Below are 14,483 nucleotides of genomic sequence, written 5' to 3'. Positions count from 1 at the left end.
GCTCAGCGCTCCTTCGTCTTCGTCAGGGCGGTGCGCAGGTTCCCGGGGCGGGGCTTCGTCCGGTCGCCCTTGGTGCGGGACAGCACGATCGCGCCGACCAGGGCGGCCAGCAGCAGCACCGACAGCGCCTCGAACGGCAGCACCCAGTGCGAGAACAGGAACTCGCCGGTGAGCCGGGTGGTCCCGGCCGGGCCGGACAGGTCGATCCAGGACGAGCGGAACGCGTCCACCACCAGCGTCACCAGGGTCGCGGCGGAGGCCACGCCGACGGCCAGCGCCGCCGGGCGGTTGCCGGAGTCGGCGTCCGGGGAGCGACCGATCGGGGCGCGGGTCAGCATCAGGCCGAACAGCACCAGCACGACCACCGAGCCCAGGTACACCAGCACCTGCACCCAGGCCACGAACTCGGCCGTCAGCAGCAGGAACTCGACGGCCAGCCCGCCCAGCGCCACCACCAGCCACAGCGCGGCGTGCACCAGCTGCTTGGTGGTCACCGAGACGACGGCCGCGCCCAGCACGAGGACACCGACCAGCAGGAAGACGATCTCCTGCCCGGTCGGCGAGAGGTACGAGCGCGCGGCGGGCTCCAGCGAGCCCGCCGCGGCCAGCAGGGTGCTCAACTCCGCTCACCCTCCTCGGCGGCAGCGGCGGCCGCGGCGGCCGCCAGCTTGTCGGCGGCCTTGCGGGCCATGGCGATCTCCTTGGGCTCCTCCGCCGCGGCGTCGTGCGCGGGCGGCGGCGGCACCGTCCACATCCACTCGCGCAGCCGGTCGCGCTCGTGGGTGAGCTCGCGGATGTCGGTCTCCGCGTACTCGAACTCCGGCGACCAGAACAGCGCGTCGAACGGGCACACCTCGATGCAGATCCCGCAGTACATGCAGAGCGAGAAGTCGATGGCGAAGCGGTCCAGCACGTTGCGGGTGCGGGCGCGGGCGTTCGGGTCGGCGGCGGGCAGCGTCTCCTTGTGGGAGTCGATGTAGATGCACCAGTCCGGGCACTCGCGGGCGCACAGCATGCAGACTGTGCAGTTCTCCTCCAGCAGCGCGATCACCCCGCGCGAACGCGGCGGCAGCTCGGGCTGCACGTCCGGGTACTGCGCGGTGACGGTCTTGCGCGTCATCGTCCGCATGGTGACGGCCAGGCCCTTGGCCAGGCCGGAGCCGGGAAACTTCATCAGGAGATCGCCACCTTGACGATGCCGGTGAGGGCGAGCTGGGCCAGGGCGAGCGGGATCAGCACCGTCCACGCGAAGCGCATCAGCTGGTCCTCGCGCAGCCGCGGGTAGGTGACCCGCAGCCAGAGCACCACGAACGCCAGCGCGAAGGTCTTCAGCAGCGTCCACAGCCAGCCCAGGCTGTCGGAGAACGGGCCGTGCCAACCGCCCAGGAACAGCACCGTGGTCAGCCCGCAGAGCACCACGATGCCCGCGTACTCGGCGAGCAGGAACAGCGCGAAACGCAGACCGGTGTACTCGGTGTACGCGCCGAAGATGATCTCCGAGTCGGCCACCGGCATGTCGAACGGCGGACGCTGCAACTCGGCCAGGCCCGCCGTGAAGAACACGAACCCGCCGACCAGCTGCCACGGCAGCCACCACCAGTGGAACGACTCCACGATCCCCGGCAGCGACACCGTGCCCGCCGCCATCGCCACCGACGCCGCCGCGAGCAGCATCGGCAGCTCGTACGACATCAGCTGCGCGGCCGTCCGCAACGCGCCCAGCAGCGAGAACTTGTTCGCCGACGCCCAGCCGGCCATCAGCGAGCCCAGCACGCCGATGCCCATGACCGCCAGCACGAAGAAGATCCCCGCGTCCACCGCCTGCCCGACCAGCCCGTTCGGGCCGACCGGGATCACCAGCAGCACCAGCAGGTACGGCAGCAGCGCGACCGCCGGCGCCAACCGGAAGATCCGCCGGTCCGCCCCCGCCGGGACGACGTCCTCCTTCTGCGCGAACTTCACGCCGTCGGCCACCAGCTGCGCCCAGCCGTGGAACCCGCCCGCGTACATCGGGCCGAGCCGGCCCTGCATGTGCGCCATCACCTTGTGCTCGGTCTGCCCGACCACCAGCGGCAGCACCAGGAACACCACCAGCGTGCCGACACAACGCAGCAGCGTGTCGAGAAGGTTCACGCGCTGTCTCCGTTCTGCGCATCGTCGGGCCGCGGGGGCTGCTGCTGTTCGGTCTCGGACTGTCCGGAATCACCACCGGCGGGCTCGGGGCCGGCCGCCTCGGGCTCCACGGCAGCGGGTTTCGCGGGCCCCGCCTCCGCAGGCTCGGGGTGCGCGTCAGCGGGCTCGGGCTTCGCGGCAGCGGGCTTCGCCGCCGCAGGCTGCGCGAGCTCAGGCTCCCCGGCCGTCGGCTCCGTGGACCCGAGCTGGACGTCAGCAGGCTCCACCGCCTTGGGCTTCGCAGGCTCGGGGTGCGCGTCAGCGGGCTTCGCCGCCGCAGGCTCCGCTGCCTCGGGTTCCGCGGCCGTCGGCCCCGTGGGCCCGGCCTGAGCGGTCGCCGGCCTCTCGACCTTCGGCTGCGCCACCTCGGGCTCTACCGGCCCGGTCGGCGCAGGCGCAGCCTGAACGGACTCGGTCGGCTCGGCCGCAGGTGTCGCTTCCACCGCACCGGGCCGCGCGGGCTTCGCCTCCGTACCCTCGGACTCCGCCGCCTCGGGCTCCGCCGCCTCGTCCGCCGCGGGCTTGTCGTGGGCCGGGACGGGTGCGTGCCACGGGGCGTCGGAGGACTGGGTCCTGGCGGTGCGGCGCGGGGCCTCGGGAGTGGCCGGCGGCTCGGGCACGGCCTGGCTGACCGAACCTTCGCCGACGCTGCGGCTGCGGCGCGGACGGTCCGCGCGCACCGGCGGCGCATCGGCGGCGGGCGCAGCCGACTCGGCGGTGCGGGTGCGGCGGGGACGGTCGGCGGCTGCCGCGCCGGCGCGGGCCGCGCGGGCGGGGCGTTCGGCGACCGGGGGGAGGGTGCCCTTGAGGGGGCCCCACTCGTTGGGGTCGGGGACGCCGGGCGGCAGCATCTTGCGCCGGGCCGGGCCGCCGCCGTGCTCGGACTCGCCGGGCTCCTTGGCGCCGGGCCAGTCCTTGGCGACCCGGGCGGCGAGCACGAAGTCCTTGCGCAGCGGGTGGCCCTCGAAGCCGTCCGGCAGCAGCAGGGTGGCCGGGTGGGGGTGGCCGGGGAACTCGATGCCGAACATCTCGCGGGTCTCCCGCTCGTGCCAGGCGGCGCCGGCGTACACCCCGACGGCGGTCGGCAGCGCGGCCTGCTCGCGCGGCACCCGGGTGCGCAGCAGCAGTCGGCGCACCCGGCCGGGCTCGCCGACGGCGGCCAGGTGGGCGCAGACGGCGAAGCCCTCGGCGAGTTCGTCGACGGCGCTCAGCCAGTCCAGGAACGTCAGGCCGAGGCCGTCGCGGGCGGCGGTGAGCGCCTCGATCCAGTGCTCGGCGGGGACGGTGACGGTGAGCAGGTCGTACGCCTCGGCGGCGGTCGCCCAGGGGCCGATCGCGGCGGCGGCCTGCTCGGCGGCGGACGGGGCCTCGGGGGTCTCGGTCACCGTTCGCCCTCCTCGACGGCAGGGGCGGGCGCGGCCTGCAGCGGGCGGCGCAGCGCGGCGGCGGGTGTGGAATAGCGCTGCGGGACGTCCTCGGCGGCGATCTTCTCCTGGAGCTTGAGGATGCCCTGGAGCAGCGCCTCGGGCCGGGGCGGGCAGCCGGGCACGTAGACGTCGACCGGGATGATCTGGTCGACGCCCTTGGTGACGGAGTAGGAGTCCCAGTAGGGGCCGCCGGAGTTGGCGCAGGCGCCGAAGGAGATGACGTACTTGGGTTCGGGCATCTGCTCGTACAGGCGCTTGACGGCGGGGGCCATCTTGTCGGTGACGGTGCCCGAGACGATCATCAGGTCGGCCTGGCGGGGGCCGGGCGCGAACGGAATGACACCCATCCGGATGAAGTCGTGCTTGGCCATGGACGCGGCGATGAACTCGATCGCGCAGCAGGCGAGTCCGAAGTTGAAGCACCAGAGGCTGTAGCGGCGGCCCCAGTTGAGCACCACCTTGACCGGGTCCGGGGCGAGCCGGGCGAGCGGGCCGAGGCGGCGCTGCTCGACGGCGGCGCCGGGGTTGGCCGGGTCGGGGATACCGAGCGGGACCGGGCCCTGACCGGGCGTCCCGTGGGAGTGCGTCACGTCCATTCCAGAACGCCCTTCTTCCAGGCGTAGAGCAGTCCGACCGCGAGGAAGCCGATGAAGACGAACATCTCCACCAGCGTGACCGCCCCGAAACCCGCGGCGGCGAACACCGTGGCCCACGGGAACAGGTAGATCGCGTCGACCGCGAAGATCACGTACAGGAAGGCGTAGACGTAGTAGCGGATCTGGGTGTGCGCCCAGCCCTCGCCGACCGGGTCGACGCCGCACTCGTAGGCGAGCAGTTTCTCCGGGGTGTCGACCACCGGCCGCAGCAGGCGGTTGGCGGTGAACGCCACCGCGACGAAGAGGACGCCGATGACCGCCAGCAGGCCGATCGCCGCGTAGGCGTCGAAGTAGCCGCTGCCGGCGGCGGGGTCGGCAGCGAGCGGCTGCCACTCCATGGGTCACGCCCTTCTTCTTTGCCCGTCCATAACCATCGCTATCGCGGGAGTCTATGTGCACCGCTCGTCTACTCCCCCATCCGCCCGTTCTGCAAGACGTCCGGTGGACACCCGTCGGAATTGGCTTGCGGGCCCGGCGGCAGCGGGGTTCAGCACCGGGGGTGGGGATAACCCCCGGACGAAGACGGAGTGCAGCACCATGGCGGCGCGTGGTCCGCAACCTGGATGCTGGTGATCGTCAAGAGACCGGCGAGCACCAGGAGAGGGCGCCGACCATGAAGGACGGGGCGAAGCGTCCGTCGCTGTACGGGGCGGAGATGTGGCAGCGGGTCCAGCACGAGTTGCTGAACCTGCCGATCGGCCTGGCCGCCTTCACGGTGATGGCAACGCTGCTGACGGCGGGCATCGGCATGACGGTGACGGTGGTGGGGCTGCCGTTGCTGGCCTTCGGGCTGACGTGCTGCCGGCTGTTCGGCCGGCTGGGCCGGATCCGGGCCCGGGCCTCGCTGGGCAGCCGGGTCGCCGAGCCGCCGCCGCTGGTGGCCGCCCGCCCCGGGGTGGCCGGCTGGGTGATCGCCTCGCTGTCGGACGGGCTGAGCTGGCGCAGCGCGCTGTACTGCCTGCTGATGCTGCCCTGGGGCATCATCAGCTTCACGGTGACGGTGGTGCTGCTGACGGTCGGCTGGCCGGTGCTGCCGTGGGCGATGCGGGGGCTGGCGTGGGTCTCCCGGCTGCTGGCGGAGGGCCTGCTGTCGCCGGGCGCGCTGGTCGAGCGGGTCCGCGAGCTGGAGGACGACCGGGGTGCGGTGGTCGATCACGCGGCGGCCGATCTGCGCCGCATCGAGCGGGATCTGCACGACGGCGCGCAGGCCCGGCTGGTGGCGCTGGCGATGGATCTCGGCCTGGCCAAGGAGAAGCTGACGGAGGACCCGGTGGCCGCGCAGAAGATGGTCGACGCGGCGCACGGCGAGGTGAAGCTCGCCCTGCAGGAGCTGCGCGATCTGGCCCGGGGCATCCACCCGGCGGTGCTGACCGACCGCGGCCTGGATGCGGCGCTGTCCTCGGTCGCGGCCCGCTGCACGCTGCCCGGCGGCGTCAAGGTGCACGTGGAGCTGGGCGAGGGGCGCCCCGATTCGGCAGTCGAGGGCATCGCCTACTTCACCGTCAGCGAGCTGCTCACCAACGCCTCCAAGCACTCCGGCGCCCGCTCCGCCTCGGTGGACGTGTGGCGGCAGGAGGACCGGCTGATGCTGACGGTGCAGGACGACGGCAGGGGCGGTGCCGAGATACGCCCGGGCGGCGGGCTGACGGGTCTGGCCGAGCGCGCCGAGTCGGTGGACGGGGTGTTCGTGGTGGACAGCCCGGCCGGCGGCCCGACGGCGGTGACGGTCGAGCTCCCCTGGCGCACCCGGGCCGGAAAGAGCTGACGGCGGCCGGTGGCCGGCGTGAACGGACCCGGGGTGCCGTCTCCCTTGCGCGGTACGGCACTCCGGGTCCGAGCGGGCGGGGCTACAGCGTCCCGAGCGTGACGTCGGCGCTCTGGTCCTTGCCGTCGCGCTGGTAGCCGACGGTCACCTTGTCGCCGGGCGAGAAGGAGGCGAGCGCGGTGGTCAGCGCGGAGGGGCTGGTGATCGTGGTGTCGTTGATCCTGGTGATCACGTCGCCCGCCTGCAGCCCGGCGGAGGCGGCCGGGCCGCCGGAGGCCACCGAGACGACCGCCGCCCCGGCGGGCTGGAAGTTCGAGTCGAAGAACGGGCGGACGGTCACCCCGAGCGCGGCCCGCCCGGAGTTGCTGACCTTGCCGTCCTTGATCAGCTGGTTGGCGATGCTGGTCACGGTGGCGGCGGGGATCGCGAAGCCGATGCCGGGCGCGGCCGAGCCGCCCAGCTCCGGGTCCACGGCGGTCAGCGTGTTGATCCCGATCACCTGGCTGGAGAGGTTGACCAGCGCTCCGCCGCTGTTGCCGGGGTTGATGGCGGACGAGGTCTGCACCATGTTGCCGATGGTGGCGCCGGGCGAGCCGGCGTTCTGCGGCTCGCTGACGGTCCGCCCGACCGCCGAGACGATGCCCTGGGTGACGCTGCTGGACAGGCCCAGCGGGCTGCCCATGGCCAGCGTGATCTGACCGACCGCGACCTTGGCGCTGTCCGCGAAGGTCGCGGGCTTGAGCCCCCCGGGCGGGCTGCTCAGCCTGATCACCGCGAGGTCGGACTGCGGGTAGCTGCCCACCAGGGTGGCGTCCAGCGGTCTGGTGCTGTTGGCCAGCGTCACGGTGAAGGTCTGCGCGGTGCCGACCACGTGCGCGTTGGTGACGATGTCGCCCCGGTCGTCGAAGACGATCCCGGAGCCGAGGCTGTCGCCCGCGGTGATCTGCACCACCGAGGGCAGCACCTGCGAGATCACCTGCTGGTAGTCCTGCTCCAGCTGGTTGCTGCTGGACGGGGCGGGCGCGGTGGTGGCGGCGGCGCCGGCCGCCGTGTTCGACCCGGAGCCCTTGCCGCCGCCCGAGCAGCCGGTGAGAAGCAGCGCCGTCGAGGCCAGCAGCGCCGCCGGGCCGAGCCACAGCTTGGGGCCGGTGGGCCGGGGTCCGGCCGGCAGCGGGCGGGTCGGTTCCTTCTTCGGGCGCACGGCAGCACCTCCGGTCGCAGGGCAGAACTTTGTCAGCATTTCAGCGAAATGTCCGAATCCCTGGCCAGACACACCCTCCGGCCCCCGGAAGGCGGCCGTCTAGGATCGGGGCCATGACCTGGTTGATCACGGGCGGGGCCGGCTACATCGGTGGTCATGTCGTACGGGAGCTGGCCGCGGCCGGCGAGTCCGTGGTCGTCCTCGACGACCTGAGCACCGGCGCGGCCGCCCACCTGCCTCCCGGCGTCCCCCTGGTGACGGGCTCCACGCTGGACCGCCCGCTGCTGGACCGCGTCCTCGCCGAGCACGGCGTCACCGGCGTGCTGCACCTGGCCGCCCGCAAGCAGGTCGGCGAGTCGGTCGCCCAGCCGCTGCGCTACTACCACGAGAACGTGGAGGGCCTGCGGATCGTGCTGGCCGCCGCGGTGGACGCGGGCGTGCGCCGGGTGGTGCTGTCCTCCTCCGCCGCCGTCTACGGCATGCCGGACGTCGACCTGGTCACCGAGTCCACGCCGTGCCTGCCGATGAACCCCTACGGCGAGACCAAGCTGGCCGGCGAGTGGCTGCTGAACGCCTGCGCCGAGGCGTACGGGCTGTCCGCGGTCTCGCTGCGCTACTTCAACGTGGCGGGCGCGGCCTCCCCCGAGCTGTCCGACCCGGGCGCGGCCAACCTGGTGCCGCTGGCCTTCCAGCGCCTCACCGCCGGGCTGCCCCCGCTGATCTTCGGCGACGACTACCCGACGCCGGACGGCACCTGCGTCCGCGACTACATCCACGTCTCGGACGTCGCCTCCGCGCACGTCGCCGCCGTCCGCCGGCTGGACACCGACGGGCAGGTCCGGCTGACCCTCAACATCGGCACCGGCCGCGGCGCCTCGGTGCGCGAGATGCTCGCCGAGATCGCCGAGGTCACCGGCCTGGACACCGCGCCCGAGGTGACCGCCCGCCGCCCCGGCGACCCGGCCCGGGTGGTGGCCTCCGCCGAGCTGATCCGCCGCGAACTCGACTGGACGGCCCGCCACGACGTGCGCGCCATGGTCGCCTCCGCCTGGGCCGGCTGGCAGCACCGCCACCCGTAGGCCCCGGACTCGCTCCGGGGCCCACGGGCTCCGGATCAGTTCGCCGGCAGGACCGACGAGGTGGCCAGCGCGGTCAGCGCGGTGCCGTCGAAGCGGTAGCCGGTGGCGTTGCCCTGCGCGTCCACCGCCCACAGGTCGGCGAGGCCGTCGCCGTCCAGGTCGGTGCCCCGCAGGATCGGCTTGCTCGCCGCGTCCCAGCCGCCGACGGCGACCAGCACCGGGGCGCCGATCGGGTCGCCGAGGAACGGCCCGGTCAGCTTCGAGGCGGCGTAGTAGTAGAGCGAGCCGTCCGCGTCGTTGCGGGCGAACAGGCCGGGCTGGCGCCCCGCGCCGAGCACCGCGGTGGTGATGGACCAGCCGTGCCAGTCCCCGGTGCCGGCCGGGTTGGTGTCGCTCAGCTCGACGGACGTCCACAGCGACCCGTAGGCGCCGGGGATGCCGGCGCTGCCGATCAGGTTCAGCTTGCCGCCGGCCAGCACCAGCAGGTTGTCCACGGTGCTGTTGCCGGTCGGGGAGCCGTTCCCGGCCTGGTACAGCTCACCGCCGTCGGCGATCCGCTCGACCCGCCTGGTGCCGTCGTCGAAGACCTGCGGCCCGATGTTGACCGACCTGGACGGGTCGAACGCGCCGGCCGCGTAGGGCAGCGCGGTGCCGGTGCCCACGCTCGGCAAGTAGGCCAGCACGCTGTCCGCCGTGCTGCCGTTGAAGCGGCCGCCGATCGCCAGCACGCCGTTCCAGTCGGCGGCGCTGCCCGGCGCGTTCCGCCCGGTACCGGCCGCACCGACCTGGACGGCGGGGGCGAGCGCGCCGCCGCCCAGGCCCTTGGCGAGCCACAGGCCGTCGCCGAGGCCGGTCTGCCCGCCGACCAGCAGCAGGTCGGGCACACCGTCGCCGTCGATGTCACCGGCGACCCGCGCGGTCTGCGGCGGCTGCGGCGGCTGCGCCGCGTACAGCCCGACGGTGGCCGCCGGGCCCGGGTTCCCGCCCGGGGACAGCGGGGTGACCTTCAGGTTGCTGTACCCGCTGACGGGGGTGACGGTGGCGACCGCGGCACCGGAGGCGTCGGCGGTGACGGTCTTCGGGGCGTCGCTGCCGACCTGGACCGTGTAGGCGGCGGGCGGGTCGCCGGGCCCGGCGGTCACCGTGATCTGCGCGGGCGTGCCGATCACCAGCCCGCTGGGGACGGACACCGTCGGAGCGGCGGTGGGCACGGTCGGGTCGTAGCGGAAGTGGCAGGTGGCGGACCAGTCGCCGGGCACCTGTCCGCCCTGGGCGCGGGCCTTCCAGTCGAAGTCGGTGACCGCCCCGCCGGCCGCGGCCGTCAGCAGGGTGCGGGACACCTGGTGGACCGCGGCGGTTCCCGGAGTGGCGGACAGGGTGACGTCCTCGACGGTCGCCCCGGTACCGGAGCGCAGCAGCTGGAACTCCACGGACCCGGAGTCCGAGGCGTCGGCGAACAGCGTGACGTCGGTGAGGCCGAGCACGCTGCCGCCGGCGCAGTCGGTGCTGGGCATGGTGCGCAGGCCGGTCGGCGCGACCGTGTGCACGGCGGCACCCGCCGAGGGGGCGACGGCCCCGGTGGCGGCGAGCACCACGCCGAGGGCGGCCGCGGCGACGGCGGAGCGGCGCCGGTCGAAGGCGATGGACATACGGGTTCCCTCCCTTGGTCGATCACCGCATCGCGGTGATCGTTCCGGGAGGGTACGGCATGGCGCGACCGGCGGTCGTCCCCCTACGGCGAATACCGGCCGAACATCAGTGCGGGACGGCCGTGCCGTAGAAGGAGTCCAGCGCGTACACGCAGCGGTCCTTGGAGCCGACGAAGACCCGGCCGTCGACGGCGACCGGGGAGCCGGTCAGTTCGCCCTTGGTGCCGAGTTCCCAGCGCAGCCGGCCGGTGGCGAGTTCCAGGGTGTGCAGCGAGTGGTCGCGGCTGCCCAGGTGGACCAGGCCGTCGGCGACGGCCGGGGAGCCGACCAGGTCGGCGCGCGCCGCGTAGCGCCAGCGTTCCCGGCCGGTGGCGCTGTCGAAGGCGAACAGGGTGTCGCCGGAGCCCAGCAGCACGGTGCCGTCGGCGACCACGGCGGGCTCGGCGCCCTGCCGGGAGGCGGTGGCGGCGTGCCACAGGCCGTGGCCGGTGGCGGCGTCCAGGGCGTACAGGGTGCCGAGGTAGTCGGCGACGTACACCGCCCGGTCGTCCACCGCGGGCGGGGTGAACAGCACCACGGGCGCGTCGAAGCGCCAGCGCTCGGCGCCGGTGGCGGCGTCCAGCGCGTGCACCCGCTGGCCGGAGGTCAGGTACAGCACGCCGCCGCGCTCCACCGGGCGGGCCGGGACCTTGCCGCTGACCGGGACGGCCCAGCGCACCCCGCTGCCGCGCGGGTCCACGCAGTGCAGGCGGCCGGAGCCCTGGTAGTAGGCGGCGCCGGCGATCAGCGCGGGGCCGGACTGCGGGTTCTCGTACTCCTGCTGGGCGTCGTCGGCGCGCCACAGTTCGGCGCCGCTGGCGGCCGAGCGCAGCTGCACGCCGCCGCCGCGGATGCCGCAGCAGAGCACGCCGTCGGCGGCGTCCAGGGAGTACACCCAGCCGTCCAGGGAGGTGCGCCAGCGCTCGGTGCCGTCGACGGAGTCGACGGTGTACAGGTGCGGGCCGTCGGCGGCGTGCACCCGGCCGCCGTCCACGGCCAGCGCCCAGGCGACGTCGCGGGTCTTCCAGCGGCGCTCGCCGGAGCCGATGTCGAGGGCGTGCACCTCGAAGCTGGAGACGAACAGCGTCCCGTCGGCGACCACGGGGGTGCCCCACACGTCGTTGGACATCCGGAACCGCCAGGGCCGCCAGCGGGCGGCGGGCGGCTGCGGCGGGGCGGGCGGCAGGGCCGCGGGGGCGGAGGTGCGGCGCACCCAGTCGGTGCCGACCGGGGCGGCGGACGGGGCCACCGGCTCCACCCGGGGGCCGGGGCCTATCGGCACGTGCGCGCCGGCCAGCCGGATCCCGCCGTCGCCGGGCGCGCCGGCCGCCGCCCCGTGGTGCGGCCGGACCCGCTCGGTGGCCACCTCGGCCTCGGACGGCGCGCCGACCGGCGCGGCCTGCGAGAGCGGCGGGGCGGCCGGCTGCGGCGGCACCGCGACCGGCCGGGGCGGCGGCGGCTGCTGGCTGACCGGGCGGCGGCTGCTGCGCTTGGCCTCGATCAGGTCGAGCGCGGCGGGCGGCAGCCAGTCCCCGGCCTCGCCGGAGGCGTCGGCCCGGGAGAACAGGTGCGGGGCCAGTTCGGCCTGGATCTGCGCGGGCGTCGGCCGGTGCTCGGGCGCGGGCCGCATGCAGGCCCGGACCAGATCGACCAGCTCGGCGGGCAGCCCGGACAGGTCGGGCTGGTCGCGCAGCAGCTGGAACACCGTCTCGACCGGGTTGGTGCCCCGGTACGGCGGGTGGCCGGTGGCGCAGAACACCACCAGCGAGCCGAGCGAGAACACGTCGCTGGCGCCGGTGACGCTGCGGCTGTCGCGGGCCTGCTCGGGCGACATGTAGGCGGGGGTGCCGACCGCGACGTTGGTCATGGTGAGCCGGGTGCTCGACACGCCGGCCGCGATCCCGAAGTCGATCACCCGCGGGCCGTCCTCGACGACCAGCACGTTGGACGGCTTGAGGTCGCGGTGCACCAGCCCGGCGGCGTGGATGGACTGCAGGGCCTCGGCGATGCCCGCGGTCAGCCAGCGGACGGCGTCGGCGGGCAGCGGGCCGCAGTCGGTGACCAGGTCCTCCAGCGAGGGCGCGGGCACGTAGGCGGTGGCCAGCCAGGGCACGGCGGCGTCGGCGTCGGCGTCCACCACGGCGGCGGTGTAGAAGCCGCCGACCGTCTTGGCGGCGGCGATCTCGCGGGCGAAGCGGACCCGGAACAGGTTGTCCTCGGCCAGTTCGCTGCGGACGGTCTTGATGGCCACCCGGCGGCCCGAGGCCGACCGGGCCAGGTACACCAGGCCCATGCCGCCCGCGCCGAGCCGGGCGAGCACCTCGAAGGGCCCGATCCGCCTCGGATCGTGCGCCGTCAGCTGGTCCACTCCGCAGCCACCTCCCCTTCGCCAACGCCCCCCGGCGGTGGCGCGCCCCCGATTCTCCAATGCCCGCCGTCCTGGAGCCAATCTCCCCCGCCCGTGTCACCCGCCCCGGCCCGGCCCCGGGCGTGCCCCCGAGGGGGCCCGCCGACCCGCTCGAACCCGTCGAAGCTGACTTGCCGTCACGCTGTGAGGTCATCAGTGCACGGGGGGGCAACAACACACGCTGAAAAGTCGTTGATTCTCCCCACGGGCGGACTAATAGTCGCACTACCGAATCGCGCCAAGATCGTGCCACGGTAAGCTGACGGCATGACAGGACAAGTTCGCACCGTCGACGGTCGCGTCGCCGGGCGGCGCGGACAGGAGACGCGGCAGAAGCTGCTCGACTGCCTCCGCGAGATGCTCAGCACGTCGCCGTACCGGGACGTCAAGGTCATCGACGTCGCCCGTATGGCGGGTACCTCCCCCGCGACCTTCTACCAGTACTTCCCGGATGTCGAGGGCGCAGTCCTTGAGATCGCCGAGGAAATGGCCGAGGACAGCGCCGGGCTCAAAGAGCTCGTCGATGGAAAGTCCTGGGCGGGAAAGACCGGCTTCGCCACTTCTGAAGAACTGGTGGACGGATTCCTCGCCTTCTGGCGCAAGAATGACGCCATTCTCCGAGTGGTCACGCTCGGTGCAGCGGAAGGGGACAAGCGGTTCTTCAAGATCCGTATGAAGGTCCTCAACTCGGTGGCGCATCCACTCGCCGAGGCGGTTCGCAACACGCAGGGCAAGACCGACAAGACGGTCGACGGGTCGGCGGTCGCCGGCGCCCTGGTGACGTTGCTGGCCGCGGCCGCGGAGCACTCGAAGGCGTTCACCTCGTGGGGCGTGAAGGTCAAGGACCTCAAGCCCAGCTTGGCGCTCCAGGTGTACCTCGGAGTCACCGGAAAGAAGCCGCCGAAGTAACAGAGACCAGTCCACTGGCGCCCGGCCCCGGTTCCTGTCCGGGGTGCGTCGGACGCGGCCGTGTCCTCGGGGGAGGTTCGCCGACGTACCGCGGGGCGTCATCCGCACCGGAATCAAGAAGCGCAGGGGCGGTCGGGAGAGTGTCTCCCGACCGCCCCTGCGCCGTGTTCGCGGGTCGGGCCGCCCGTCAGGGGCAGCGCACGACCTGGCCCGCGTAGGCGAGGCCGCCGCCGAAGCCGAACAGCAGCACCGGGTCGCCGCTGTGCAGCTCGCCGCGCTCGACCAGCTTGGACAGGGCGAGCGGGATGGAGGCGGCGGAGGTGTTGCCGGATTCGATCACGTCGCGGGCGACCACCGCGTCCTCGGCCAGGCCGAGCTTGCCGGCGATGGCGTCGATGATCCGCAGGTTGGCCTGGTGGGCGACGAAGCCGCGCAGCTCGGACGGGTCCAGGCCGGCCTTCTCGCAGGCCCGGCGGGCCAGCGGGGCGACCTGGGTGGTGGCCCAGCGGAAGACGGTCTGGCCCTGCTGGCTGATGATCGGCTGCCAGCCGCTGATCACCACCGCCTCGCCCTTCTCCGGCTCGGAGCCCCACACCACCGGCCCGATGCCGGAGCGCTCGTCGGGGACGGCCTCCAGGACGGCCGCGCCGGCGCCGTCCGCGAAGATCACGCAGGTGGTGCGGTCGGTCCAGTCCACGATGTCGGACATCCGCTCGGCGCCGATCACCAGGGCGCGGGTGGCGGCGCCGGCCCGGATGGCGTGGTCGGCGGTGGCCAGCGCGTAGGAGAAGCCCGAGCAGACGGTGTTCACGTCGTACGCGGCGGGGGTGGGGATGCCGAGCCGGGCGGCGACCGCGGCGGCGGTGTTGGGGCTGCGGTCCAGGGCGGTGCAGGTGGCGATGGCGACCAGGTCGATCTGGTCGGGGGTGACTCCCGCGCGGGCCAGGGCCTTCTGGGCGGCGCCCGCGGCGAGGTCGACCAGGGTCTCGTCCTCGGCGATGTGCCGGGTGCGGATGCCGACCCGGCTCCGGATCCACTGGTCGTCGGTGTCGACCATCGCCGAGAGATCGTCGTTGGTGAGGATCTTCGGCGGCTGGTAGTGGCCCAGCGCCACGATGCGGGAGGCGGTCATACTGCCACTCAACCGGGTTACCGACGAGTCGGGCGGTAACGCCCTGG

The 14,483-nt window shown here is 73.8% G+C and carries 13 protein-coding genes; 3 read left to right on the top strand and 10 right to left on the bottom strand.

The genetic code is table 11. The features are described 5' to 3' along the window. Positions 1–2 precede the first annotated feature (2 nt). The 6 genes from ACWEMJ_RS12510 to ACWEMJ_RS12485 are packed head-to-tail and all read right to left on the bottom strand — an operon-like array spanning position 3 to position 4,593. On the bottom strand, positions 3–620 hold the full coding sequence (locus ACWEMJ_RS12510) for an NADH-quinone oxidoreductase subunit J family protein (RefSeq protein ID WP_452136982.1): 618 nt from the start codon (positions 618–620) through the stop codon (positions 3–5). After that, positions 617–1,177 (bottom strand): NuoI/complex I 23 kDa subunit family protein, encoded by a 561-nt coding sequence (locus tag ACWEMJ_RS12505; RefSeq protein WP_452137026.1) that lies wholly within the window; start codon positions 1,175–1,177, stop codon positions 617–619. Before ACWEMJ_RS12505 ends, ACWEMJ_RS12510 begins: the two co-directional genes overlap by 4 nt. Then, a complete protein-coding gene (locus ACWEMJ_RS12500; RefSeq protein ID WP_452136981.1) occupies positions 1,174–2,133 on the bottom strand; it encodes a complex I subunit 1/NuoH family protein in 960 nt (319 codons plus the stop codon). Before ACWEMJ_RS12500 ends, ACWEMJ_RS12505 begins: the two co-directional genes overlap by 4 nt. Beyond that, positions 2,130–3,557: an NADH-quinone oxidoreductase subunit C gene (locus tag ACWEMJ_RS12495; RefSeq protein ID WP_452136980.1), complete on the bottom strand. Its 1,428-nt coding sequence runs from the start codon at positions 3,555–3,557 to the stop codon at positions 2,130–2,132. Before ACWEMJ_RS12495 ends, ACWEMJ_RS12500 begins: the two co-directional genes overlap by 4 nt. Beyond that, a complete protein-coding gene (locus ACWEMJ_RS12490) occupies positions 3,554–4,195 on the bottom strand; it encodes an NADH-quinone oxidoreductase subunit B (RefSeq protein WP_452136979.1) in 642 nt (213 codons plus the stop codon). The genes ACWEMJ_RS12495 and ACWEMJ_RS12490 overlap by 4 nt, the downstream gene beginning before the upstream one ends. Beyond that, a complete protein-coding gene (locus ACWEMJ_RS12485) occupies positions 4,186–4,593 on the bottom strand; it encodes an NADH-quinone oxidoreductase subunit A (protein WP_452136978.1) in 408 nt (135 codons plus the stop codon). The genes ACWEMJ_RS12490 and ACWEMJ_RS12485 overlap by 10 nt, the downstream gene beginning before the upstream one ends. A gap of 275 nt (positions 4,594–4,868) precedes the next feature. Between ACWEMJ_RS12485 and ACWEMJ_RS12480 the strand changes: the two genes are divergently transcribed. Then, positions 4,869–6,020 carry a sensor histidine kinase gene (locus ACWEMJ_RS12480; protein ID WP_452137025.1) on the top strand — a complete coding sequence of 384 codons (1,152 nt, stop codon included), beginning with the start codon at positions 4,869–4,871 and terminating at the stop codon, positions 6,018–6,020. Between the two features lie 82 nt (positions 6,021–6,102). Here ACWEMJ_RS12480 and ACWEMJ_RS12475 read toward each other — a convergent pair whose 3' ends face one another. Further along, entirely contained in the window at positions 6,103–7,221 is a 1,119-nt protein-coding gene (locus ACWEMJ_RS12475) for a S1C family serine protease (protein WP_452136977.1), read from the bottom strand. A gap of 113 nt (positions 7,222–7,334) precedes the next feature. Between ACWEMJ_RS12475 and galE the strand changes: the two genes are divergently transcribed. Then, positions 7,335–8,300, top strand: coding sequence for a UDP-glucose 4-epimerase GalE (gene galE, locus ACWEMJ_RS12470; protein WP_452136976.1), 966 nt, complete (start codon positions 7,335–7,337; stop codon positions 8,298–8,300). Between the two features lie 35 nt (positions 8,301–8,335). On the opposite strand, the gene ACWEMJ_RS12465 is transcribed toward galE, so the two are convergent. After that, the gene (locus tag ACWEMJ_RS12465) at positions 8,336–9,949 is read right to left on the bottom strand and encodes a hypothetical protein (RefSeq protein WP_452136975.1); all 1,614 of its coding nucleotides are present in this window, start codon (positions 9,947–9,949) and stop codon (positions 8,336–8,338) included. A 106-nt stretch (positions 9,950–10,055) separates the two neighbouring features. Beyond that, the gene (locus ACWEMJ_RS12460) at positions 10,056–12,356 is read right to left on the bottom strand and encodes a serine/threonine-protein kinase (RefSeq protein WP_452136974.1); all 2,301 of its coding nucleotides are present in this window, start codon (positions 12,354–12,356) and stop codon (positions 10,056–10,058) included. Positions 12,357–12,662: 306 nt separating this feature from the next. On the opposite strand from ACWEMJ_RS12460, the gene ACWEMJ_RS12455 reads away from it, so the two are divergent. Continuing rightward, positions 12,663–13,304: a TetR family transcriptional regulator gene (locus tag ACWEMJ_RS12455; RefSeq protein WP_452136973.1), complete on the top strand. Its 642-nt coding sequence runs from the start codon at positions 12,663–12,665 to the stop codon at positions 13,302–13,304. Positions 13,305–13,491: 187 nt separating this feature from the next. Here the strand turns inward: ACWEMJ_RS12455 and ACWEMJ_RS12450 are convergent, their stop codons facing one another. Beyond that, positions 13,492–14,436 carry a beta-ketoacyl-ACP synthase III gene (locus ACWEMJ_RS12450; RefSeq protein WP_452136972.1) on the bottom strand — a complete coding sequence of 315 codons (945 nt, stop codon included), beginning with the start codon at positions 14,434–14,436 and terminating at the stop codon, positions 13,492–13,494. Between the last annotated feature and the right edge of the window lie 47 nt (positions 14,437–14,483).

Source organism: Kitasatospora sp. NPDC004531, assembly GCF_053602195.1.
The sequence above is the reverse complement of the archived record's forward strand: the minus strand, read 5'-3'. Positions and strand labels throughout refer to the sequence as shown.

What these genes read in the sequence shown, in the direction of transcription:
- ACWEMJ_RS12455 (WP_452136973.1), top strand. Translation starts at nt 12,663, where the DNA reads ATGACAGGACAAGTTCGCACCGTCGACGGTCGCGTCGCCGGGCGGCGC.
- ACWEMJ_RS12450 (WP_452136972.1), bottom strand. Translation starts at nt 14,436, where the DNA reads ATGACCGCCTCCCGCATCGTGGCGCTGGGCCACTACCAGCCGCCGAAG.
- ACWEMJ_RS12480 (WP_452137025.1), top strand. Translation starts at nt 4,869, where the DNA reads ATGAAGGACGGGGCGAAGCGTCCGTCGCTGTACGGGGCGGAGATGTGG.
- ACWEMJ_RS12485 (WP_452136978.1), bottom strand. Translation starts at nt 4,593, where the DNA reads ATGGAGTGGCAGCCGCTCGCTGCCGACCCCGCCGCCGGCAGCGGCTAC.
- ACWEMJ_RS12465 (WP_452136975.1), bottom strand. Translation starts at nt 9,949, where the DNA reads ATGTCCATCGCCTTCGACCGGCGCCGCTCCGCCGTCGCCGCGGCCGCC.
- galE (WP_452136976.1), top strand. Translation starts at nt 7,335, where the DNA reads ATGACCTGGTTGATCACGGGCGGGGCCGGCTACATCGGTGGTCATGTC.
- ACWEMJ_RS12490 (WP_452136979.1), bottom strand. Translation starts at nt 4,195, where the DNA reads ATGGACGTGACGCACTCCCACGGGACGCCCGGTCAGGGCCCGGTCCCG.